General features: G+C 60.2%; 21 protein-coding genes. 15 read left to right on the forward strand and 6 right to left on the reverse strand.

Going from position 1 to position 22,411, the window contains the following annotated elements; translation table 11 throughout:
* Window positions 1–43 precede the first annotated feature (43 nt).
* Complete coding sequence (locus EA797_RS00785; protein ID WP_122163299.1) at window positions 44–1,378, forward strand: ATP-binding protein; 1,335 nt, start codon at window positions 44–46, stop codon at window positions 1,376–1,378.
* Window positions 1,379–1,421: 43 nt separating this feature from the next.
* On the opposite strand, the gene rimK is transcribed toward EA797_RS00785, so the two are convergent.
* Window positions 1,422–2,327 carry a 30S ribosomal protein S6--L-glutamate ligase gene (rimK, locus tag EA797_RS00790; RefSeq protein ID WP_019340871.1) on the reverse strand — a complete coding sequence of 302 codons (906 nt, stop codon included), beginning with the start codon at window positions 2,325–2,327 and terminating at the stop codon, window positions 1,422–1,424.
* Window positions 2,324–2,791, reverse strand: a complete 468-nt coding sequence (gene rimB, locus EA797_RS00795; RefSeq protein WP_122163300.1) for a retropepsin-like aspartic endopeptidase RimB — start codon at window positions 2,789–2,791, stop codon at window positions 2,324–2,326. Before rimB ends, rimK begins: the two co-directional genes overlap by 4 nt.
* 101 nt (window positions 2,792–2,892) lie before the next feature.
* Between rimB and EA797_RS00800 the strand changes: the two genes are divergently transcribed.
* The 4 genes from EA797_RS00800 (at window position 2,893) to EA797_RS00815 (ending at window position 6,887) form a co-directional block, all read left to right on the forward strand.
* Window positions 2,893–3,288, forward strand: coding sequence for an RNA-binding S4 domain-containing protein (locus tag EA797_RS00800; RefSeq protein ID WP_122163301.1), 396 nt, complete (start codon window positions 2,893–2,895; stop codon window positions 3,286–3,288).
* Window positions 3,289–3,422: 134 nt separating this feature from the next.
* Window positions 3,423–4,316, forward strand: a complete 894-nt coding sequence (gene hslO, locus EA797_RS00805; RefSeq protein WP_122164634.1) for an Hsp33 family molecular chaperone HslO — start codon at window positions 3,423–3,425, stop codon at window positions 4,314–4,316.
* Window positions 4,317–4,470: 154 nt separating this feature from the next.
* The gene (locus tag EA797_RS00810) at window positions 4,471–6,012 is read left to right on the forward strand and encodes a phosphoenolpyruvate carboxykinase (protein ID WP_122163302.1); all 1,542 of its coding nucleotides are present in this window, start codon (window positions 4,471–4,473) and stop codon (window positions 6,010–6,012) included.
* Window positions 6,013–6,284: 272 nt separating this feature from the next.
* Window positions 6,285–6,887 (forward strand): nitroreductase family protein, encoded by a 603-nt coding sequence (locus tag EA797_RS00815; RefSeq protein ID WP_122163303.1) that lies wholly within the window; start codon window positions 6,285–6,287, stop codon window positions 6,885–6,887.
* Window positions 6,888–6,969: 82 nt separating this feature from the next.
* On the opposite strand, the gene EA797_RS00820 is transcribed toward EA797_RS00815, so the two are convergent.
* Entirely contained in the window at window positions 6,970–7,218 is a 249-nt protein-coding gene (locus EA797_RS00820; RefSeq protein ID WP_122163304.1) for a DUF2790 domain-containing protein, read from the reverse strand.
* A 316-nt stretch (window positions 7,219–7,534) separates the two neighbouring features.
* Between EA797_RS00820 and EA797_RS00825 the strand changes: the two genes are divergently transcribed.
* Together EA797_RS00825 and EA797_RS00830 are read left to right on the forward strand one after the other, a co-directional pair.
* Window positions 7,535–9,460: a RecQ family ATP-dependent DNA helicase gene (locus EA797_RS00825; RefSeq protein WP_122163305.1), complete on the forward strand. Its 1,926-nt coding sequence runs from the start codon at window positions 7,535–7,537 to the stop codon at window positions 9,458–9,460.
* Window positions 9,461–9,717: 257 nt separating this feature from the next.
* Complete coding sequence (locus tag EA797_RS00830; protein WP_122163306.1) at window positions 9,718–11,352, forward strand: methyl-accepting chemotaxis protein; 1,635 nt, start codon at window positions 9,718–9,720, stop codon at window positions 11,350–11,352.
* A gap of 12 nt (window positions 11,353–11,364) precedes the next feature.
* Here EA797_RS00830 and EA797_RS00835 read toward each other — a convergent pair whose 3' ends face one another.
* On the reverse strand, window positions 11,365–11,559 hold the full coding sequence (locus tag EA797_RS00835; RefSeq protein ID WP_122163307.1) for a hypothetical protein: 195 nt from the start codon (window positions 11,557–11,559) through the stop codon (window positions 11,365–11,367).
* Between the two features lie 249 nt (window positions 11,560–11,808).
* Between EA797_RS00835 and EA797_RS00840 the strand changes: the two genes are divergently transcribed.
* The 5 genes from EA797_RS00840 (at window position 11,809) to EA797_RS00860 (ending at window position 16,720) form a co-directional block, all read left to right on the forward strand.
* The gene (locus EA797_RS00840) at window positions 11,809–12,726 is read left to right on the forward strand and encodes an aldo/keto reductase (RefSeq protein WP_122163308.1); all 918 of its coding nucleotides are present in this window, start codon (window positions 11,809–11,811) and stop codon (window positions 12,724–12,726) included.
* A gap of 35 nt (window positions 12,727–12,761) precedes the next feature.
* Window positions 12,762–14,060 (forward strand): NTP/NDP exchange transporter, encoded by a 1,299-nt coding sequence (locus EA797_RS00845; RefSeq protein WP_122163309.1) that lies wholly within the window; start codon window positions 12,762–12,764, stop codon window positions 14,058–14,060.
* A 171-nt stretch (window positions 14,061–14,231) separates the two neighbouring features.
* Window positions 14,232–14,654, forward strand: a complete 423-nt coding sequence (locus EA797_RS00850) for an HPF/RaiA family ribosome-associated protein (protein WP_122163310.1) — start codon at window positions 14,232–14,234, stop codon at window positions 14,652–14,654.
* A 138-nt stretch (window positions 14,655–14,792) separates the two neighbouring features.
* Entirely contained in the window at window positions 14,793–15,356 is a 564-nt protein-coding gene (locus EA797_RS00855; protein WP_122164635.1) for a histidine phosphatase family protein, read from the forward strand.
* A gap of 155 nt (window positions 15,357–15,511) precedes the next feature.
* Entirely contained in the window at window positions 15,512–16,720 is a 1,209-nt protein-coding gene (locus tag EA797_RS00860; RefSeq protein ID WP_122163311.1) for an aldose 1-epimerase family protein, read from the forward strand.
* Window positions 16,721–17,143: 423 nt separating this feature from the next.
* Here EA797_RS00860 and EA797_RS00865 read toward each other — a convergent pair whose 3' ends face one another.
* Entirely contained in the window at window positions 17,144–17,356 is a 213-nt protein-coding gene (locus EA797_RS00865; RefSeq protein ID WP_003281102.1) for a cold-shock protein, read from the reverse strand.
* A gap of 635 nt (window positions 17,357–17,991) precedes the next feature.
* Between EA797_RS00865 and EA797_RS00870 the strand changes: the two genes are divergently transcribed.
* On the forward strand, window positions 17,992–18,942 hold the full coding sequence (locus EA797_RS00870; RefSeq protein WP_122163312.1) for an alpha/beta fold hydrolase: 951 nt from the start codon (window positions 17,992–17,994) through the stop codon (window positions 18,940–18,942).
* A 453-nt stretch (window positions 18,943–19,395) separates the two neighbouring features.
* Window positions 19,396–20,127 (forward strand): lipopolysaccharide core heptose(II)-phosphate phosphatase PmrG, encoded by a 732-nt coding sequence (gene pmrG, locus EA797_RS00875; RefSeq protein ID WP_147456797.1) that lies wholly within the window; start codon window positions 19,396–19,398, stop codon window positions 20,125–20,127.
* A 26-nt stretch (window positions 20,128–20,153) separates the two neighbouring features.
* Here the strand turns inward: pmrG and EA797_RS00880 are convergent, their stop codons facing one another.
* Entirely contained in the window at window positions 20,154–21,068 is a 915-nt protein-coding gene (locus EA797_RS00880; protein ID WP_122163314.1) for a LysR substrate-binding domain-containing protein, read from the reverse strand.
* Between the two features lie 103 nt (window positions 21,069–21,171).
* Here EA797_RS00880 and EA797_RS00885 point away from each other — a divergent pair, with 103 nt between their 5' ends.
* A complete protein-coding gene (locus EA797_RS00885; protein ID WP_122163315.1) occupies window positions 21,172–22,410 on the forward strand; it encodes a 3-hydroxyacyl-CoA dehydrogenase in 1,239 nt (412 codons plus the stop codon).
* The last annotated feature ends 1 nt before the right edge of the window (window position 22,411 follow it).

The following is a 22,411-nucleotide window of genomic DNA, read 5'->3' on the forward strand; positions in this document are numbered from 1 at the left end:
ACCTGGGCCGCTCGATAATCGGCATTCTCGCCGTGGCTGCTCTATGAAAGCCCCGCTCTGGTTTCCGCAAAGCTTCTTCGCCCGCACCCTCTGGATGGTGCTGATCGTCGTCTTGTTCTCCAAGGTACTGATGCTGGTCTACCTGATGATGAACGAGGACGTCATGGTCGATCGTCAGTACAGCCACGGCGCGGCCCTTACCCTGCGAGCCTACTGGGCAGCGGACGAGCAGAATCGCGAGCGTATCGCCAAGGCTGCCGGGGTGCAGCGCGTGAGCGCGGAGGATGTGCCGCCGAGCGAATATCACTGGCCTTACACGGAGATCTTCCAGCGGCAGATGCAGACGGAACTCGGTGAAGGTACGGAGGTGCGGGTTCGTATCCAGCCTGATACGGCGATCTGGGTCCGCGCGCCGAGCCTCGGGCCTGACTGGTTGCAGGTGCCATTGTATGCCTACCCGCTGCGTGGCCAGCGGATCTGGAGCGTGCTCGGCTGGTTTCTCGGCATTGGCCTTCTTTCCACGGCGGCGGCGTGGATCTTTGTCAGTCAGCTCAACCTGCCGCTCAAGCGTTTGGTCTATGCGGCGCGGCAGATCGGCAAAGGTCGTAGCGTGCGGCTTCCCATCAGCGACACGCCGAGCGAGATGACCGAGGTCTACCGTGCCTTCAACCAGATGGCCGAGGATGTCGAACAGGCGGGGCGCGAACGTGAGTTGATGCTGGCAGGCGTGTCCCACGACCTGCGCACGCCACTGACGCGTCTGCGGTTGTCGCTCGAACTGATGTCCAGCGATGCCGAGCTCACCGAAGACATGGTTCGTGACATCGAGGACATGAACGCTATCCTCGATCAGTTTCTCGCCTTTGTTCGCGACGGCAGCGACGAGCCGGTGGAGAGCGTAGACCTGGGCGAGCTGGTCCGTGAAGTGGTGGCGCCCTACAACCAGTACGGTGAAAGCGTCCGGCTGTGCGTTGAACCAATGCCGCAACTGGCGCTGCGCCGGGTGTCTATCAAGCGTCTGCTGGTCAATCTGATCGAGAATGCGCTGCGCTATGGCGGGCATGGCGTTGAAGTTGCGGCCTATGTATCCGGTGACAGCAGCGCACCCTATGTAGCGCTGAGTGTGCTTGACCGCGGTGCGGGGATCGATCCGAGTGAGCTGGGGGAGATATTCAATCCGTTCATTCGCGGCGATCGCGCTCGCGGCGGGCAGGGTACTGGTCTGGGGCTGGCGATCGTCAAACGTATCGCTTCGCAGCACGGCGGGGCGGTCGAACTGCGAAATCGCGATGGCGGCGGGCTGGAGGCCAGGGTCAGTCTGCCGCTGGGACTTCTGCTGCCGCGTGCAGCGATGCAGCAGAACGGCACCAAAAACTGAAAGAGGCGCTGCGCTCTTGGCCAATCACAGGACGGCCAGGCGGTCAGCCCTTGCCCTTGGTCCTGGTCAGGTGAGGGCCGGCGTTTTTCTCCAGATACTGGATGATCAGCCCGGCAACATCCTTGCCGGTGGTTTCCTCGATGCCTGCCAAGCCCGGCGAGGAATTCACTTCCATCACCAGCGGACCGTGGTTGGAGCGCAAGATATCGACTCCGGCAACGCTCAGGCCCATCACCTTGGCAGCGCGGATGGCAGTCATGCGTTCTTCCGGGGTTATCTTGATCAGGCTGGCGGTGCCGCCGCGGTGCAGGTTGGAGCGGAATTCGCCTGGCTTGGCCTGGCGCTTCATGGCGGCGATGACCTTGTCACCGACGACAAAGCAGCGGATGTCCGCGCCGCCGGCTTCCTTGATGTACTCCTGCACCATGATGTCCTGCTTGAGGCCCATGAATGCCTCGATTACCGATTCGGCAGCTGTTGCTGTTTCGCACATGACCACGCCGATTCCCTGGGTGCCTTCCAGCACCTTGATTACCAGTGGTGCACCGTTGACCATCTGGATCAGGTCGGCAATGTCGTCCGGCGAGTGAGCAAAGCCGGTCACCGGCAGGCCGATGCCACGGCGAGACAGAAGCTGCAGCGAGCGCAACTTGTCACGTGAGCGAGCGATCGCCACCGATTCGTTGAGCGGGAAAACACCCTGCATCTCGAACTGGCGCAGCACGGCGCAGCCGTAAAAGGTGACCGAGGCGCCGATTCGCGGGATCACCGCGTCAAACCCCTCGAGTGGGCGACCGCGGTAGTGAATTTGAGGCTTGTGGCTGGCGATGTTCATGTACGCGCGCAGGGTATCGATTACCACGACCTCATGGCCGCGTTGCTGGCCGGCCTCCACCAGACGGCGGGTCGAATATAAACGAGGGTTGCGCGACAGCACGGCGATTTTCATTGGGCACCGGGAGAGGTAAGGGTCTGGGGTTTTTCCTGCACGTAAGTGCGTGCAGGGTCGACCAGCCATTTGCCGTCCATCAGGGCTTTTGACCCGAGCAGGAGGCGATAGCGCATGGTCTTGCGGCAGGTAAGGGTAAATTCCACGGGCCAAAGATGATCGCCCAGCGCGAGCAGCGTTCGGACCACGTAGCGAGTCTGCACGTGCCCGTTGGAGCTCTTTATTGTTTTGCGTGTGACCAGTGGCGCTTCGCAGCGATGGCGGCGCTGCACCAGAGTGCCCAGATGCGCAGTGAATCGAACCCAGCGCTTGCCGCCGCGCTCGAATTCACTGATGTCCGTCGCGTGCAGAGCCGACGTGCTGGCGCCGGTGTCGATTTTCGCGCGAAGACCGACCACGCCGAGCTCGGGCAAGGCGATCCATTCGCGCAAACCGATGATTGTCTGGAGGTCGGAATTGTTCAAAAAGCGTACCCGGTAGATTTGCGCGCATTCTAGACAGGGCGAATGACAACCGCACCCGTCTTATGACCCTATGACAACGTAACGATAAACAGAGTTGAATGATGAGCGAGAAAGACGACGGCAAAGTCAGGTTGGACAAGTGGTTATGGGCCGCGCGCTTCTTCAAGACGCGGGCGTTGGCGAAGGCGGCCATCGAGGGCGGCAAGGTGCATTGTCGCGGCGAGCGGTGCAAGCCGGGCAAGGAGCCCAAGATTGGCGAAGAGCTGGTCATTCGGGCCGGTTTCGATGAGCGCACCGTGGTTATCCAGGCGCTGTCGGCGGTACGCAAGGGCGCGCCGGAAGCACAGCTGCTCTATGCAGAAACCGCCGAAAGCCTGTCCCGGCGGGAAAATGCGGCGGCCATGCGCAAGGCCGGCACGCTGGGCGTCGAAACCGACGGCAAGCCAAGCAAGAAGCAGCGCCGTGCATTGCAGCGCTTTCGCTCCGACGCCGGGTGAGGGTGGCGGTTGGACGGTCGCCACTTTCACCCTAGAATGCGGTCCCTTCTCTCAGGCACCGGCTGATACGCAGAGGCTCGCAGCTTCTCCCGTCTTCCAACCGTCCTGATCGCCAACCTGCTCTGGTCATGCTCATGCTCGATTCCGATTACACCCAGCGTTTCCTTTTTGATGACACCGACGTGCGCGGCGAGTGGGTCGGGCTTGAACGCAGCTATGCCGAGGTGCTGGCCAAGCACAGCTACCCTGAGCCGGTCGCTCAGTTACTGGGCGAATTGCTGGCGGCAGCGGCGTTGCTGGTCGGCACTCTGAAATTCGACGGTCTGATGGTTCTGCAGGCCCGATCGACCGGTGCGGTCCCGCTGCTGATGGTGGAATGCTCCAGTGATCGCGAAGTGCGAGGTATCGCCCGCTATGACGAGTCGCTGCTGGCCCCAGGCGCGACCCTGTCAGAGCTGATGCCCGACGGCGTCCTGGCGATGACCATCGACCCAACCAACGGGCAGCGCTATCAGGGCATCGTCGCGCTGGACGGCGTGACGCTCGCGGACAGCCTCTCCAACTATTTCGCTTCCTCCGAGCAATTGCCGACGCGCTTCTGGCTCGCCGCCGATGGCCGTCGTGCCTGCGGCATGTTGCTGCAACAGCTGCCGGCCGATCGCATCCGCGACAGCGAAGAGCGTGAAGCCAGCTGGCAGCATCTGCGCACCCTGGCCGATACGCTGTCTGCCGAAGAATTACTCGGCCTCGACACACAGACGGTACTGCATCGCCTCTATCACGAAGAGCAGGTTCGCCTGTTCGAGCCGCGCTCGATCGTGTTCCGTTGCAGCTGCTCGCGCGAGCGCTCGGCCAACGCGGTGATCAGCCTCGGCCAGCAGGATGCCGAGCAGTTGCTGGCCGAGCAGGGCGGGGCCATCACTATCGATTGTCAGTTCTGCAACCATAGCTATCGCTTCGATGCAGCCGACATCGCCCAGCTGTTCGCCGGTGCTGGAACGGAAGGCCCTTCCGGCACCCGACATTAAAAGGGAGGGGGCGTAGAACCTTTTCGCCATTACGCCCTCATACCCAGCGCAGCGTCATTTCTGTCATAATCGCGCGCACTTTTTTTCGGTGTAGTCCACTGTTCCGTGGGCTACAACAGCATGGAGGATTCGGCCCAGGGCCGACGGGAAACTCATGACGCAAGCCACTAACGCCGTGTACATCGATATCAGCACCGCTCAACTGATTGAAGAAGCCATCCAGCGCGGTGAGGGTGAATTGGCCGCCAATGGCGCGCTCGTCGTGAAAACCGGCCATCGGACCGGTCGTTCGCCAGCTGATCGCTTTATCGTTGAAGAGCCCAGCACCAAGGATTCCATCGCCTGGGGCCCGATCAACCGTCCGTTCCCTGCCGACAAGTTCGATGCCCTGTGGGAACGCGTCGAGGCCTTCAACAAGGCCCAGGACCATTTCGTTTCCCATGTTCATGTAGGCTCTTCCGAAGGTCACTACCTGCCGGTCAAGATGTCCACTGCAACGGCGTGGCAGAACCTCTTCGGTCGCCAGCTGTTCATCAATCCCGAGCAGTACAACCCAGCCGGGAAAAACGAATGGCAAGTGCTTAACGTCGCCAACTTCGAATGTTCCCCTGAGCGTGACGGCACCAATTCCGACGGTTGCGTGATCATCAATTTCGCCCAGAAGAAGGTCCTGATCGCGGGCATGCGTTACGCCGGTGAAATGAAGAAAGCGATGTTCTCCGTGCAGAACTATCTGCTGCCGGAAGCCGATGTGCTGCCGATGCACTGCGCTGCGAACATCGGCGAAGACGGCGACGTCACCCTGTTCTTCGGCCTGTCCGGTACCGGCAAGACCACCCTCTCGGCCGACGAATCGCGCTACCTGATCGGCGATGACGAACACGGCTGGGGCACCGGCGTGGTGTTCAACATCGAAGGCGGCTGCTACGCCAAGTGCATCGACCTGTCCGAGAAGAACGAGCCGGTGATCTGGAAAGCCATCCAGTTCGGCACCGTGCTGGAAAACGTCGTCCTCAACGACGAGCGCGTAGCTGATTACACCGACGACAGCCTGACCCAGAACAGCCGCGCCGCCTACCCGCTGGAGTTCGTTGAGAAGCGCTCCGAGAAGAACCTGGGTGGTGAGCCCAATGCGGTGATCTTCCTGACCTGCGACCTGACCGGCGTTCTACCGCCCGTCTCGATCCTCAACGAAGAGCAGGCTGCCTACCACTTCCTTTCCGGCTACACAGCTCTGGTCGGTTCCACCGAAATGGGCTCGGGCAGTGGCATCAAGTCCACCTTCTCCACCTGCTTCGGCGCGCCATTCTTTCCGCGTCCGGCCGGTGTTTACGCCGAGCTGCTGATCAAGCGCATCCAGGCGTTCGGTTCCAAAGTCTATCTGGTCAACACTGGCTGGACTGGCGGCGGCTACGGTGTCGGCAAGCGTTTCAACATCCCGACCACCCGTGCGGTGATTGCAGCGATCCAGAGCGGCGCTCTGATCGGTGCCGAGACCGAGCACCTGCCGATTATCAACCTGGACGTGCCGAAAGCCGTTGCCGGTGTCGATACCCAGCTGCTCAACCCGCGCAACACATGGTCGGATGGCAACGCCTACGACGAAGCGGCAAAGGAGCTGGCGAACAAGTTCATCGAGAACTTCAAGAAGTTCGACGTCTCCGACGCCATCAAGGCGGCCGGTCCGCAGCTCTAAGCTGTAGCACTGACGCCCATTGAAGCCGCCCACGGGCGGCTTTTTTTGTGGGCGTTCACTTGAGACGCGACGGAACTGGCAGGCGGTGGGTCCGGCGCTACCGGCATAGTGACCAGGGTTAGGCAGCCCGCCCAACGTCCCCGTATCCATGACTGTTGATGCTGTGATAAATCGGGTGATCCGATAGATTCCATCAGCCGAGGCGGATGGATTCGATGGATGCCTGGGCATAGCATAGCGGCCATGTTCACACCCCCTATCGGAGCTACACCATGCAGATCGAAGAAGCCATCCAGACCCGCCGCGCTGTCAAAGCCTACGACGCCAGCTTTCAACTCAGCCGCGACGAAAAAGACGAACTGCTGCAGCTAGCGCTACTCGCGCCGTCCGCCTTCAATCTGCAACACGTACGTTTCGTCGAAGTCAGCGATCCAGAGCTTCGCGCGCAGATTCGCGAGGTAGGTTGGAATCAGGCACAGATGACCGATGCATCGATGCTTGTGGTGGTCTGCGCCCAGGTCGACAGCTGGGAGAAGAATGTCCGCCGTGTCTGGGAAGGCGCACCGAACGAGGTGCAGGACTACATGGCGGGTGCCATCGACAACTACTACCGCGGCAAGCCCCAGGTGCAGCGTGACGAAGCCATGCGCAGCTGCGCCCTGATGGCGCAAACGTTGATGCTGGCGGCTCGTGGGAAGGGGTTGGACTCCTGCCCCATGGACGGTTTCGATTTCGATGCCGTGGCCAAGCTGATCAATCTGCCGGACAACCATGTCATCGCCATGATGGTCGCGGTAGGCAAGCGGGCTGCCGAGCCGAAGCCGCGCATCGGCAAGCTGCCGTTCGAAGAAGTCATCATCCGCGATCGCTTCTGATCGTCCCGCGAAGAAGTCAGCGACTAAAGCGCGCCGATCCTGCCTTGAAAGGGTCGGCGCCTGCCTGTTCGCACTGAGGCGATCAGTTCTGGTTCTTGCAGCTATCGGCCAGCGTGCGATAAGCGAGCTTGCGGACTTCGCCTGAAGAGTCCCGGTACGTCATGACCGCGTCGGTCACTTTGCAGTAAGGCGTCGGCTCGATCTTTACGGACATTACTGAGGCGATATCCAGTTGAGTCCCGTAGCTGTACGTCTCGGTTTCGGCGCTATTGGCGTGGACGAGGGAGGTGGCTGAAAGGAGCAGGGCAGCAGTAGCAAGGGTAACGCGCATGTCAGGAATTCCTGTTTCTGATTCGTAGGTCCCGTTCCTGTTCGCGGCGCGGACCACCTGATCCGGCGACGCTTATGCTTGTTTTCAGGAGCCCCGCAATCCTAGAAGTTGCTAGCTTGCTAACGATAATTGCCGATTCCAATCCAGTCGATTGATCGAAATGCCTGGCCGTTTCGCTTGTTGGCTGTCCTCGATACGCCCGCCCGGCGCCACTCTCGCGCTTTCCGGACGGCTGACCCTCACCGCCTACCCGCTTTGCAGTACCGTCTCTCTCCTTTTGCTACCCTCCGGCCTCCAGTCAAAGGAGTGACTCAGCATGATCGAACAGACCCTCAAGCAGACTTTCGGCTACGACCGCTTTCGTCCAGGGCAAGACCAGGCGATTCGCGCCGTGGTAGCCGGGCGCTCGGCGGCGGCAATCTTTCCCACCGGGTCGGGCAAGTCCCTGTGTTATCAGTTGCCGGCGCTGCTGTTGCCGCATCTCACCTTGGTCGTCTCGCCGCTACTGGCATTGATGCAGGATCAGCTGGCGTTCCTGCATCGGCACGGCATCGCGGCGGCAAGCATCGATTCGGCGCAGAGCCGCGAGCAGGCGAGCGAAACCATGGCGCGCGCCAAGTCTGGTGAATTGAAGATCCTGATGATTTCGGTGGAGCGGCTGAAGAACGAGCGCTTCCGCAACTTCATCAGTCAGGTGCCGATCTCGTTGCTGGTGGTCGACGAAGCACACTGCATCTCCGAATGGGGCCACAACTTCCGCCCGGATTATCTGAAGCTTCCTGACTATCAGCACCAGTTCAACATCCCTCAGGTGCTGCTGCTGACGGCGACGGCGACGCCGCCGGTGATCGCCGACATGCAGGCCAAATTCTCGATTGCCGCGGACGACGTGGTAACCACCGGTTTTTACCGGCCCAATCTCAACCTGTTGGTGGAGCCGGTCAGTGGTTTCAACAAGCAGCGCCGGCTGGTGGACTGGCTGGCGGACAAGGGCGGCCAGCCGACCATCGTCTATGTTACCCAGCAGAAGACCGCCGAGCAGGTCGCCGAACACCTGGCGCAACGGGGCTTTCCGGCCAGCGCTTATCACGCTGGGATGGCGCACGAGCTGCGCGAATCCATCCAGCGACGCTTCATGGAGGGCGAGCTGAACTGCATCGTCGCCACCATCGCTTTCGGCATGGGCATCGACAAGGCGGATATTCGCAATGTGGTGCACTACGACCTACCCAAGTCGGTGGAGAACTACAGCCAGGAAATCGGGCGTGCGGGCCGTGATGGGCAGCCGTCCGACTGTCTGGTGCTGGCCAATCGCGACAGCCTCAGCGTGCTGCAGAACTTCGTCTACGGCGACACGCCGGAGCACGACGGTATCCGCTGCGTGCTCGATGAATTGCGTCAGGCAGGCGCCGGCGGGCAATGGGAACTGATGCTCAACCAGCTCTCGGACCAGAGCAATATCCGCCAGCTGCCGCTGAAGACGCTGCTGGTGCAACTCGAACTGCGCGGCATCATCGCGCCACGCTTCGCCTACTTTGCCGAATATCGTTTCAAGTACCTGCTCGAACCCGAAGTGCTGGTCACCAGGTTCGAAGGCGAGCGGCGGCAGTTCGTCGAGGCCATCGTGCATACCTCGGCTCGTGCTCGGACCTGGTGCACCCTGGACTTCGACATGCTCTACCAGCAGCACGGCGCCGACCGTGGGCGTGTGGTCAAGGCGTTGGAGTATTTCCAGGAGAAGGGATGGATCGAGCTGGAGAGCAAGCAGATGACAGACGTCTATGCGCTGCTCGATTCATCTTTCGATCTCGAAGCCCTGTGCGCCGAGCTGCATTCTTACTTCAAGCAGCATGAAGCGAGCGAAATTACCCGTATCGACAACATGCTGGCACTGTTCGAATCCGCCGAGTGCTTGAGTCGTCGGCTGGCGGTGTACTTTGGCGATGATCAGGCCCCGCAGCGCTGTGGGCATTGTTCGGTCTGCCGTGGGCGGGTTGCGCGATTGCCCGACCCGCCGGCGCTGGCGCCCCTGGAAGAGATGGACTTGAGCGCCCGCTGTGCAGACTTCAGCGAGCGTTATCGGCAGCTCAAGGGCGCGCAGCCCAGTTCCGAATGCCTGACACGCTTCCTCTGCGGCATCAGCGTGCCGGTGTTCACCAAGCTCAAAGCCCGCCAGATTCCAGGTTTCGCCTCGCTCGAAGCCTACCCATATGCCGATGTGCGTGCGCGTCTGCTGGCCTGAGCTCGGGTTGATCGGGCGCGGCTGTGGATCAGCCAGGATTTCCAGTTGGTGCGCTGTCGCTTTGTCTAGGCCAGCGCCGCTAGCAGGGTTTGCTGGAGATAGAGCGCTTTAGCGGGTCCCGAGCCCGGGGCACCTAGTGAACGCCCGAGTTGAGTACCAGCAAGGGGGCTTTCAGTAGTTGTGCAAAAAACGACCAGTGGCCTGCTGGGTCGCTTGTCGCTGCCGATAGAACACACAAGCCCTCTAGGAGCGAAGCCATGTCTCGCTTTCTCAATGATCTCGGATTCCGCTGGAAAATAACCCTCCCCATCGGCGCATTGGCCCTGCTGCTGATACTGATGGGTGTCTTTGGTATGCGTGGTATCGAGCGCGTTACCGAGTCCACAAAACAACTGGCGGATCGTCGTTTGCCTGCGATCGGTCTGCTGCTCAACGCCGATCGAGATCTTTACCAGGCGTTTGTGGCTGAGCGCAGCCTGCTCGACAGCGATGCCGGAGATCACGTGCAGTCGTTGCGGGACAGCCATGCCGAGAACGTCAAGCAGGCCTACGACCGGGTTCAGAAGTATGCAGCCATGCAGCCCAGCGCCGAGGCGATGGCGCTGGTCGAGCAGTTCAATCGTGAATTTCAGCAGTGGTCCGAAGTCTCCCGGCGGGTGCTGAGCCTGATCGATCTGGACCCTCAGGCGGCAAGTGCGCTGAGCTTTGGAGACAGCGAGGCGCGCTTCGACGCCATGCGGGACGCCATCGACAAGCTGGGCGATCTGGAAGATGCCGCTGCAAACAGCGAAGGTGAAGCGGCCGTAGCTGACGGCGTAACCACGGCCAAGCAGCAGCTTGCGGTGCTGGTGGTCGGCCTGCTCGGTTGCGTGCTGCTGGTCATCTGCCTTCCATTGGTGGTTTTGCGGCCGATGCGTCGTCTGTTGGAGCGCGTTCAACAGATTGCAGAAGGTGATGGCGACCTGCGCGTGCGGCTTGAGGTTCGCTCAGCCGACGAGCTTGGGCAACTGGGCAATGCCTTCAATCGCTTCCTCGACAAACTACAACCTTTGATCGCCGAGGTTGGGCGGGTGACTGGCGAAGTTGACGCCGCTGCGCGTGACATGGCGAGAATGGCGACCACCAATGATCAGCTGATCAGCAGCGAACACGCTGCGGTCGACCAGGTCAGCACGGCGGCCACGCAGATGAGCGCTGCGGTGCATGAAGTTGCGCAGAATGCGCAGGGCGCCTCGGATGCGGCGCACGCCGCGCAGACTCAATCTCGCCAGGGCGCCGCGGTGGTCAATGACACGGTTCAGTCGATCCGCCAGTTGGCTCAGGAGGTGGAAAGTACCTCGCTGACCATCGGCGCGTTGGCCGAAGAGACCAACAGCATCGGCGCTGTGCTCGAAGTGATTCGCGGCATCGCCGAGCAGACCAATCTGCTCGCGTTGAACGCCGCCATCGAAGCGGCCCGGGCAGGTGAACAGGGGCGGGGATTTGCCGTGGTGGCGGACGAAGTGCGGGCGCTGGCCGGGCGCACCCAGGACTCGACCAAGGACATTCAAGTGCGAATCGAGCGTTTGCAGGGGGGGGTTGGCAAGGCCGTACTGGCCATGCAAAGCGGCAGCAGCAAAGCGCGCGACAGCGTGGAGCGGGCTGCCGGAGTAGACCAGGTTCTGGCCGAGACCACTCATTCGGTGCAGCGCATCAACGACATGGCTGCGCAGATCGCGACTGCCTGCGAGGAGCAAAGCAGCGTCACCGAGGAGATCGCGCGCAACATCAGCGACATCCGTGATCTCTCCAACGATGCGGCAGCCAACTCAGCCAGCAGCATGCAAGCCAGTCAGCAGCTTTCATCGCTGTCACAGACGTTGGCGACGTTGGTCGGGCGCTTCCAGGTCTAAATGCGGGCTCCTTCAGCGGGCAGCGAGCGCGCCCCACAGCAGCCGGCCAATGCCGGCATCGGTCGGCAGCAGCAGGAGGCTGAGCAAAAACACCAGCACCAGGCCGAGGATGTAGAACAGGCTCAGCCATCGCTGCTTGACTGGCCGGCGTGTCGTTGACGATGGGCCGGGCGGGGGGCCATCAGGCAAGGCGTGATTCGGGTGCATCGTTGTCTCGATAGAGCGGGCTCAGCCGCTGCGGCGGGTCAGGGCGGCAAAGTAGACCGGAAAAGAAGTCATAATGCCACTACGGCGTGCGCGCACCGATCGAAGTGTGTCTAGCGCAAGGCGTTGGGCAGTCACTTCGACCCCTGTAATAAACGGAAAAGCTCTTCTCGGCCGATCTTCCGGTGCTTCATGGCTAGTCGACCATACTCAACCGTCGACCTGCCGAATCGCCTCGTCCGGAGACTACACATGCAGACGCGCCGCCAGCTGCTTCATCGATCAGCCTTGTTAGCCTCATTCGCCGCGCTTGGATCGTTATGGCCTTCCATGGGCAGCGCCGCTCAGCTGCTGGCCACACGCAAGATCCCGGCATCGGGCGAGATGTTGCCGGTGATCGGGTTGGGTACGTCGATAACGCACAATGTGAGCCTGGATAGCGCGGAGATGCAGCAGCTGCTCGAAGTACTTCGGGTCCTTGTGGAGGGCGGCGCACAGCTGATCGACACCGCGCCGAGCTATGGCAATGCCGACCGTGTGGTGGGTGAACTGGTGCAGCGGCAGAATGCGCGGGAGCGTGTCTTCCTGGCGACAAAGGTGTCATCCACTGGCAGTGCCCGCGGCATGGCGCAGATCGAAGAGAGCTTCAAGGCGCTGCAGACCGACACGATCGACCTGATCCAGGTGCACAACCTTCAGGACACCAGCACTCAGCTCGGCCTGCTGCGCGAGCTCAAGGAGCAGGGTCGCATTCGCTACGTCGGGGTGACGCATTACGTCGAGTCTGCCCATGACCGGCTCCTCGAGGTGCTCAAACAGGAGCCCGTGGACTTCGTTCAATTCAACTATTCCGTCAGCGAGCGCAACGCCGAGAAGCAGCTTTTGCCCTACTGCGCCGATAACGGCATCGCGACCTTGATCAATCGCCCCTTCACCCGCGGCAACCTGCTCTCTCGGGTCAAGGACAAGCCGCTTCCGGACTGGGCTGCCGAGATTGATGCCAGCTCCTGGGCGCAACTGCTACTCAAGTTCATCCTGGCGGAGCCGGCAGTTACGGCGGTAATCCCCGCCACATCCAACCCGCGGTACATGGCCGACAACATTCTTGCCGGGCAAGGACGGTTGCCGGATGCCCGCCAGAGGCAGCTGATCGTCGAAGCATTCGGTTGAGTGCCCGTGCACCGCGTACCCGCGGAGACTGACCGGTGAGCACGTTCGCCACGCGCGCGGCCGCGCTGATCAATGCCCGCCCTGGCGAATTGCGTGCCGCAGCGGCGGGTTTCGCGTTGTTCTTTTGCCTGTTTTCCGGCTATTTCATGTTGCGCCCGATACGAGAGTCGATGGGAATACAGGGGGGCGTCGATAATCTGCAATGGCTTTTCACCGCGACATTCTTCGCCATGCTGCTGGCAGTTCCGTTGTTCGCCTGGCTCAACTCGCGTGTGGCGCGCATTCACTACATCGACTGGGTCTACGGCTTCTTCTGCCTCAATCTCCTGCTTTTCGCCGGGCTGTTCTTCCTGCTGCGCGACAGCATCTGGCTGGCGCGCGTGTTCTACGTCTGGATCTCGGTCTACAACCTGTTTGTCGTATCGGTGGCCTGGAGCCTGATGGCTGACGTGTTCGACGCCCCCCAGGCGCGGCGCCTTTTCGCCTTCATTGCTGCCGGCGCCAGCGTTGGTGGTCTTGTCGGGCCCGCCATGAGCGCACTGCTGGTGGGGAGGCTCGGGGAGTTTGGCTTGATGTTGTTGGCAGCCCTTCTGTTGGCCACGGCGGTCGCGATCAAGCATTACCTGATGACCTGGAGAGAGGTGCAGGGCGCTGGCCGACCGGGCGCCGAACACTCAGAGAGCCCTCGTCGACCTGTTGCAGGCAATCCGTTCAGCGGGCTCACTCGTGTGCTGGGATCAGGCTATCTGCTGAGCATCGCGGTCTTCGTTCTGCTGCTGACCACGGCCAGTACGTTCCTCTATTTCGAACAGGCGCGGCTGGTGGCCGAACTGTTTCCCGATCGAGCGGAACAGGTAAGGGTCTTCGGGGCTATCGATTTCGTCGTGCAGGCCGGTGCACTGCTCTCGCAACTATTCATCACCGGACGCATCGCACAGCGGCTCGGCGTGAGAGTGCTGCTCACTGCCGTGCCGGCACTGGTTTTTCTGGGTTTCATCGGCCTGGCCCTTGCACCCACCTTCGCCGTACTGGCCGCGGTGATGATTGTGCGGCGCATTGGCGAGTACGCATTCGTCCGGCCGGGGCGCGAAATGCTCTTCGCCCCACTGGATGCCGAGAGCAAGTACAAAGCCAAGAACTTCATCGATACCGTGGTCTATCGCGGCGGCGATGCCGTGAGCGGGTGGACCAAGAGCCTGCTGGACAGCCTCGGGCATGGGGCATGGCTCGTGGCTCTTGTGGGCGCGATATGTGCGGCGATCTGGGGCGTTGTGGGCTGGTCACTCGGCGTACGCGCCGATCGGGCCAGCGCAAAGCATGAGCGCGGTAAGTGACGCGCGCAGGCTTGTCCTGTGGCGTTGCGCTATCAGCTGTATCACTTCACTGACCTGGATCAGCCGGCCTCGGTCAACGTCTGGAGACAATTGAGTCAGACGAAGCACCTGAACCTCGGCGGTTTCGGCGCCTCGAACCTAGTAGGTACGTCATCAATCAGGAGTAGTCGTATGCATGTTCAAGTCAACAGCCATCACATCCCCGGCAGTGTCGAACTGCATGAATGGGTAGGTTCGACAATTGAGGAGCGGCTGGAGCGGTTCGACGATTTCCTCACCCGTATCGAGGTCCACATCGGCGACGAAAATGCTCAAAAGGCAGGCGCAGACGACAAGCGCTGCCAGATCGAAGCGCGTCCGAAGGGCCATCAGGCCGTATCGGTAACCCACAAGGCCGAATCGGTGCAGCTGGCCGTTGATGGTGCTGCAGACAAGATGCGTAACGCCCTGGAGCATCTGATGGGCAAGCTGGACACCAAGGTGCTTTCAGGTGGTGAGATCAACGATCCACTGCTCGACGAGCAGCCCCAGGCGGTAAAGGACGCCATGCTCGAAGAGGAATTCCTGGAAAAGCAGGAAGCGCTCGACAAGTAATATGATCAGCCCCGGTGATCCATCGGGGCTTTTCCGTCACGGTTCAAGAAACGGGCCTGACGCGAATCTATACCCCGCTCGGAACCTGTCGCCGATGGCTCGTCTCGAATGGGCTTATCCCTGTTCGGTAACGACTTCATGCAAATCATTCTGGTGCGTCACGGGCGGCCTGATCACGGCGGAGCGTCCTGGAGCACCCCTGCGGGCATGAAAACCTGGGTGGAGCGATATAACGCGGCCAACGTCGTCGGCCACGAACGTCCGGAGGCCCTGAAGCAACTAGCGGCGTCCGCTGAGATGGTGGTCTGCAGCTCGCTGCTGCGTTGCGTGGAATCGCGTGATCACCTGCATTGCGAGTGCTCGAGTGAGCCTGATCCGCTATTCAAGGAAGCCCACCTCCCGCACCCTGACTGGAGGTTCCCCTTGATGCCGTCGCGGTTCTGGCGTCTCGCTTTTCGTACGGCCTGGTTTTTTGGCTTTGCGAGCAATACCGAGCCGGTCAAGGAGTCCAGACGGCGCGCGAGCGCCGCGGCTGACAAACTCATCGAGCTGGCCGAAGCCCATGGAAGCGTCCTGCTGATGGGCCACAAGATCATGAATGCACTGATTGCTACTGAGCTGCGTCGACGTGGGTGGAGGGGGCCGGCAATGCCTCTGCTGTCCGGCTATTGGCACCCCAGTCGTTACCATAAGTCACCCTGAACGCTTACCAGCCCGCTCGAATACCTTCGGGCTGCGCTTTCCGTGCATGTGCTCCCTTCCTAAGCAAAACTGATTGCGCAGCAGACCGCTCTGGTTTGCAAGCTGAAACGTTTCAGCTAACGTGATGGGAGATGCATAACAACAAAGGAAGCGCTATGACCCGTTTGTCCCTTCTCTGCGGCCTCGGCTTTTGCCTGGCTAACCAGGCCATGGCCTGGGAACAGGTTCTGATCGACCCCAATACCCCAGCCAGGAACTGGCAAGTGACCAGTGAAGAGCTCGGTATCCAGGCCGAGCGGCCGTTCAAGGTCAGCATGCGCACCCTCCACGGTGGTCGACAGGAGGGTGTCAGCCTGATCGAAATCGACAACGGCGTGATGCGGATGACCATCGTCCCGAACCGCGGGATGAATGTTCTCGAGGCAGTGGCAGGTGACGTACGCCTGGGCTGGGACTCACCGGTGGACGAAGTGGTAAATCCGTCTTTTATCGAACTCAACGGCCGCGAAGGGCTTGGCTGGCTGGAAGGCTTCAATGAGCTGGTAACCCGCTGCGGATACGAGTGGGTCGGGCATCCTGGGGAAGACAATGGGGAGCTACTGACCCTGCATGGCCGCGCAGCCAATATCCCGGCGTCCCGGGTTGTGCTGCAGATCGATGAAAAGCCCCCCTACGTCATCCGCCTGCGTGGCGAGCTCAAGGAGAAGGCGTTCAAGAAGGTCGACTTCTCGATCATGACCGAATTGAGTACCGAACCCGGTCGTCGCGGATTTTCTTTGCACGACACCCTGACCAATGAGGGTGACTACGCCAAGGAATACCAGGCCCTGTACCACACCAATTTCGGCACACCCTTGCTCGAGCAGGGCGCTCGCTTCGTTGCGCCGGTCAAGCAGGTGTCACCGTTCAACGCCAAAGCTGGCAAGGAACTGAGTGATTGGCAGACCTATCGTGGCCCGACGGCGGACTACGACGAGACCGTATTCAATGTGGTGCCTTTTGCCGATGAGCAAGGCGAGACATTGACGATGCTGCACAACCGCAGCGCTGAGCTTGGTGTGACGGTCGGCTTCAATACCCGCGAACTGCCGGTCTTCTCACTCTGGAAGAACACCGACACCGAAAAGCAAGGCTACGTGACCGGCCTGGAACCAGGCACCAGCTATTCCTATAACCGGGCTTATCAGCGCCCGCTGGGATTGGTGCCGGCCATCGAGCCGGGTGAGCAGAAGCACTTTCATGTCAGCTACGACTTGCTGGTCAACAAGGCCGCTGTAGCGGATGCTCGCTCGCGCATCGAAGCGATCCAAGGCGATCGCAAAACTGAGGTCATAGAAAAGCCATTGGTTGATCTCGAGAACTGATTCGTTATTCAGGTGACTCGATGCCTGAAGGCGTAGTCGAGACCGCTAGACTGCGCCGCCGACGCTGCTATAGCCAAAGGCTTACAAGACGTCGCGGCGTTCGGCGATTCTACTCACCACCTGAAATGCTTAATCTGCACCCACTCTGAAGCGCAGGACGCGCTCAGGATCAGGAAGATCGACCATCGCCAGGACGGCAATCGAAGGGACTTCGACAAGGTCAGAAAAAACCCGCTTCGGCGGGTTTTTGCTTTTCTGAGAAATAATATCCGGGATCGCTGGCGTGATGTTTATCAATTCCAGCCGTTGGCGAAAGATGCAGGTAGCAATTATCTTCCCCCTCGTCGCGACGGCTTATTTCAAGTATTCAAATTCAAGACGAAAAAAAGCCCCGCCGAAGCGAGGCTTTTTCTATCAGGCGTCTTAAGAGACTTGAACCTGATCGGCCTGCATTCCTTTCTGGCCTTTAGTAGCCATGAAAGAAACAGCTTGGCCTTCGCTCAGGCTTTTGAAGCCAGCGCTTTCGATCGAACGATAATGAACGAACAGGTCTTCGCTGCCGTCGGTCGGCGTGATGAAGCCGAAACCTTTTTCATCGTTGAACCATTTTACAGTGCCATTTTGACGAGTAGACATGAGTATCTCCCAGGTGTTTTAAGGCTGCAGCGCAGAACCGTTCGGCGCCGAGACTGAGAAGCGAGAAGCAAAACGAACCGAGGAGATGAAACAGAGAAACATCATGCCGGGTGTCGAAGTGTTAATTGCGAAGCAGTGATCCCGAATATACGCGGATAAAATTATAAGTACAGCTTTAGTTTGGTCAGCCAAATATTGGCGGACCTGATTTGATCTTATTGGTCCTTATGATTCCTGTATTTGGCTAGACGTAGCTGTCTGCGATTATTGATATCGCGTTAATTGAGCGAATCCAAAATTAGTTTTTGTTGGAATTATATTTGTAGTTTTGAGCGTTTCTATAAAAAGGCTCAGGACTATGACTCCCCAAACATCTAAGGGATCTACGGCCCGTTTGTTTGCTGACGAGAGCCAAAACTCGCGATCAGCGGGAAGCGAAGACTTGTTTATCTGCGCGGTCCGAGCTCCGCCGGTGGTGAGTCTGCGCTATCTAAAACACTGAACGATCGCTTAGACGATCTGCATTATTTTGTGGACGTTATGCGTCCATACGCCACCGCTCGATAGGCAACATAGCTTCACCGGCTGGCAAACACCTCCAGCCGCTAAGCCATCTACCTATCGAGGAACTGATCATGAGCACACTGAATCGCGCACTGACTCTCGCCACCCTTACCCTGGCGGCCGCTGTCACAGCACAAGCATCCCAGATTGCCGGTGCAAGCACGGCTGCTGTGCTCGGCAGCGAGCGGTCTGAAAGCTACGTCACCACTAAGGACGGTGTAAGCCTCTACTACAAGGACTGGGGGCCTCGTGACGGTCAGGTCGTTACATTCAGCCACGGCTGGCCTCTCAGCTCGGATAGCTGGGAGTCGCAAATGATGTTTCTGGCATCCAAGGGCTATCGCGTCGTTGCCCATGATCGCCGCGGTCATGGTCGCTCCAGTCAGCCGTGGGAAGGCAACGATATGGACCATTACGCCGATGACCTCTCAGCAATTCTTGAAGCCTTGGATCTGAAGGACGCGACGCTGATCGGCTTCTCGACCGGCGGCGGTGAGGTGGCGCGTTACATCGGTCGACATGGCACTGGCCGGGTGAAAAAGGCCGTGCTGGTTGCGTCGGTCCCGCCACAGATGCTCAAGACTGATAGCAATCCAAACGGCGTTCCGCTGGAGGTGTTCGACGGGCTGCGTCAGGCTTCGCTTGAGAACAGATCGCAGCTTTATCTGGACATCGCCTCCGGGCCGTTCTTCGGCTACAACCGGCCAGGCGCAACACCGTCACAGGGGCTGATCCAATCATTCTGGGCGCAAGGCATGCAAGCGGGCCACAAAAATACGTATGACTCGATCGCTGCTTTCTCGGCTACCGATTTTCGCGAAGACCTGGAGAAGTTCGATGTGCCGACGCTGGTGATTCACGGCGACGATGACCAGATCGTACCTATCGACACCTCCGCCCGCGCCTCGGCTGCCATCGTCAAGGACGCAAAACTGATCGTATATCCGGGGGCGCCGCACGGGTTGGCAGACACTCACAAGGACCGCCTGAACCAGGATCTGCTGGATTTCCTCGAGAAGTAGTGAGCTTCCGATCAGCCCCCGCAAGCGGGGCTGATCGCATTAGCCGTTGTGCTTTCAGGGCGCAGCAGGAGGGTTCGCTGGACAGCAGAACGCTGCGTTTGTTTCACCTATAGCCAAAGGCTTACAAGAATCGCAGTCATCAGCTATTTTGCCGGACCCATGGGAGGCCTAATCTATACCCATCTCTGAAGCGCAGGACGCGCTGAGGATCAAGGAAGATCGACCATCGCCAGGACGGCAGCCGGAAGGATTCGGATGGTCAGAAAAACCCGCTTCGGCGGGTTTTTTGCTGTCTGAAAAGTCATATGTGCCGCCATCCAGTGCTGGCTGAACGGCTCGCAAACGAAGCGCTCCCGCATTGTCGTCTCGCTGCAGCCTTATCTGACGCGATGACCCGTATTCCCCCCTCCTGCACAAATACCTTCTGCGACAGTAGCGACCAGGACTGCACTTATGCCGCAGGTGATGGTCCGGTGGTCATCCATTTCTATACCCAAGGATCCACCCGTGCGGCAGAGTCTGATGAATCTTTTCCAGCGCTGGACTGCAGTCGCGGCCCTAAATAAGAAACGCACCCTGGTAGCCGTGACGGCCGTGACGGCCGTGTGCGGGGCGGGATTTCTAGCGCTGATGATGCTGCAGCCGCCTGAGCTAGCTGATTTATCCGAAGAAAATCGATACCAGCTACCTAACCTCAAAGCGCAGTGGGCACGGGGCGACTTAGTGGTGTTGGTGCGTCACCTGGAGCGTTGCGATAAGGAGGACTTCCCATGTTGGGAGGGCTCCGATGGCATTACATCCCGTTCAGTGGGAGTTGGGCGCGAACTCGGCGAGGACTTCTTCCAGCTTGGTCTCAGCAAAAGCGACATCTACAACAGCCCTTTGAGCCGAACGGCCCAGACAGAGCAGATCGTCTTCAAAGATGTCGGCAAAGACCAGGAGTGGTTGTATCGCTGCCGCGAAACCATGTTGGCCGATGCCCTGAAGAGCAAGATGCCGGGCAGGAATCTGGTGCTGGTAACCCATAGCAGCTGTATCGCCAAGTTCGAACAAGCACTGGGCTACGACAGCGATACACCTGATTACGGCACGTCCTTGTTCTTCTCAGCGACCGAAGCGCCGGGGTCGCTTGCCGCGCTGGGCTTCCTGGATGCAGAGGATTGGTTCATCGCCTTGGGGTTCTGACACGCGCGCATGTTGCAATGGAGACGTCACACCCCGCGGCTGCCCTGGCTTTGAATGGCCATGATTTCACCGATGAGCCATTGCAAAGCTGCATCCCGCTCGCGTTGTGCCACGCTCACGATGTCCAGCTGGAAGGTGCCAAGGTCGAATGGCAGGTCGAAGAGCTGCAGCGGTAGCAACCCTGCGAAATGCCGAGCCAGCCCCGTCGGGAGTACGGCGGCGAGGTCACTGCTGGCTACGATGTGGGCGGCCTGCAGGTAGTTGGGGGTGGTGTAGACCACGCCCCGCGCCAAGTCGTGATCTTCCAGCCACTGGTCGACCATGCCCCGCGTCTGGCCACCATGAACCCACAGATGGCGCAGCCGCAGAAATGTAGTCAGATCGAGCTCCCCGTCGATCAACGGGTGTTGTTTGCGCAGCGCGACCTGCAGCGTTTCGCTGGCCCAGCGACGGCTATGGAAGCGGGTCGGCACATCAAGGAACCGCCCGACCGCCAGATCGATTTCACCGTTATCCAGTGCTGCGGCTGGCAGGGAAGGGGTCAAGTGCTCAATTCCCAGCTGAACGCCTGGGGCCACTTTCGCCAGATGGGCCATCAGCGGTGGCATGCAAATCAACTCAACGTAGTCAGTCACCGCGATGACGAAGCGCTGGCGGCTGGTGGCTGGGTCAAAGAAGTCACCCGCATTGAGCGTGTGCTCGATCTGCTGCAAGGCATCGCGGATAGGCGCTTCCAGGCTCAGTGCTCGCGGAGTGGGTTGCATGGCGCGGCCGACTCGCACCAGCAGCGGGTCATCGAGCAGTTCACGCAAGCGATTGAGCGCATTGCTGACCGCCGGTTGGCTGAGCGACAGGCGCTCGGCGGCGCGCGAGACGTTGCGTTCGCGCAGCAGCGCGTCTAGGACGCGGAGCAGGTTGAGATCGAAGCTGTAGATATTCATCTAATGAATCTGAATCATCACAAGACTAAATTTCAAAAATAGTACCGTCTTCATCTAAGGTAGGTCTTCTGATTTTTCTGCCTTTGCGACGAGGACAGCTGCAATGAGCCAAACCCGTTTCGATATCCAGACCGCTGCCGTGATCGGCGCGGGCACCATGGGCCGCGGTATCGTCATGAGCCTGGCCAACGCCGGCGTGCAGGTGCGCTGGCTGGACAACAATCCCGAGATGCTGGAACAGGCGCTGGGCGCGGTGGCCGACACCTACGCGCACAACGTGCGGCAGGGCCGGATCGACGAGACTCAAGCGGCTGCGCGACGGGCCTGCATCAGCAAGGCGGCTGATTACCAGGCGCTGGCCGATGTCGATCTGGTGATCGAGGCGGTCTACGAAAACCTCGAGCTCAAGCAGAAGATCTTCCGCGAGCTGGACGGCATCGTGAAGCCGACCGGCATTCTTGCCAGCAACACCTCGGCGCTGGATATCGACGCCATCGCCGCCGTCACCGGGCGCCCGGAGCAGGTCGTGGGCCTGCACTTCTTCAGCCCGGCGCACATCATGAAGCTGCTGGAAATCGTCCGCGGCGCGAAGACCTCCAAAGCCGTGCTCGACGCCTCCACCGAACTGGGCAAGCGCATGGGCAAGGTCAGTGTAATCGCCGGCAACTGCCCGGGCTTCATCGGCAATCGCATGCTCGCCACCTACGTGAGCGAGGCGCGGATGATGCTGCTCGAAGGCGCCTATCCCCATCAGGTGGACGCCGCGCTGCAGGGCTTCGGCTTCGCCATGGGCCCATTCCGTATGTATGACGTGGTCGGTATCGACCTGGAATGGCGCGCCCGCGAACTGGCCGGCAAGGGCCAGGATGAATCCGAGGTGCAGGTGGATAACCGTCTCTGTGAGCTGGGCCGCTTCGGTCAGAAGTCGCGCATGGGCTACTACCGCTACGCCGAGGGCAGCCGTCAGGCCGAGCACGATCCGGAAGTGGACGCCTTGGTGCAGCGCGAGTCCGAGCGCCTCGGCTATGAGCGCCGCGAGATCGGCAGCGAAGAAATCCTCGAGCGCTGCCTGCTTGCGTTGGTCAATGAGGGCGCGAAGATTCTCGAGGAAGGCATGGCTGAGTCCTGCGCCGACATCGACACCGTCTACCTCTATGGTTACGGCTTCCCAGCTGAAGTCGGTGGGCCGATGACCTGGGCCGATCGTCAGGGCCTGCCGGCCATTCGTGATCGCCTCAACGCATTGGCCGAGCGCCACGGCGAGCACTGGCAGCCTGCGGGGCTGATCGACAGCCTGGCCACCCTTGGCGGTCGTTTCGCCGACCACAAGAAGGAGGCGTGAG

Origin of the sequence: Stutzerimonas zhaodongensis (assembly GCF_003696365.1) — a bacterium.
GTDB classification, from domain to species: domain Bacteria; phylum Pseudomonadota; class Gammaproteobacteria; order Pseudomonadales; family Pseudomonadaceae; genus Stutzerimonas; species Stutzerimonas zhaodongensis.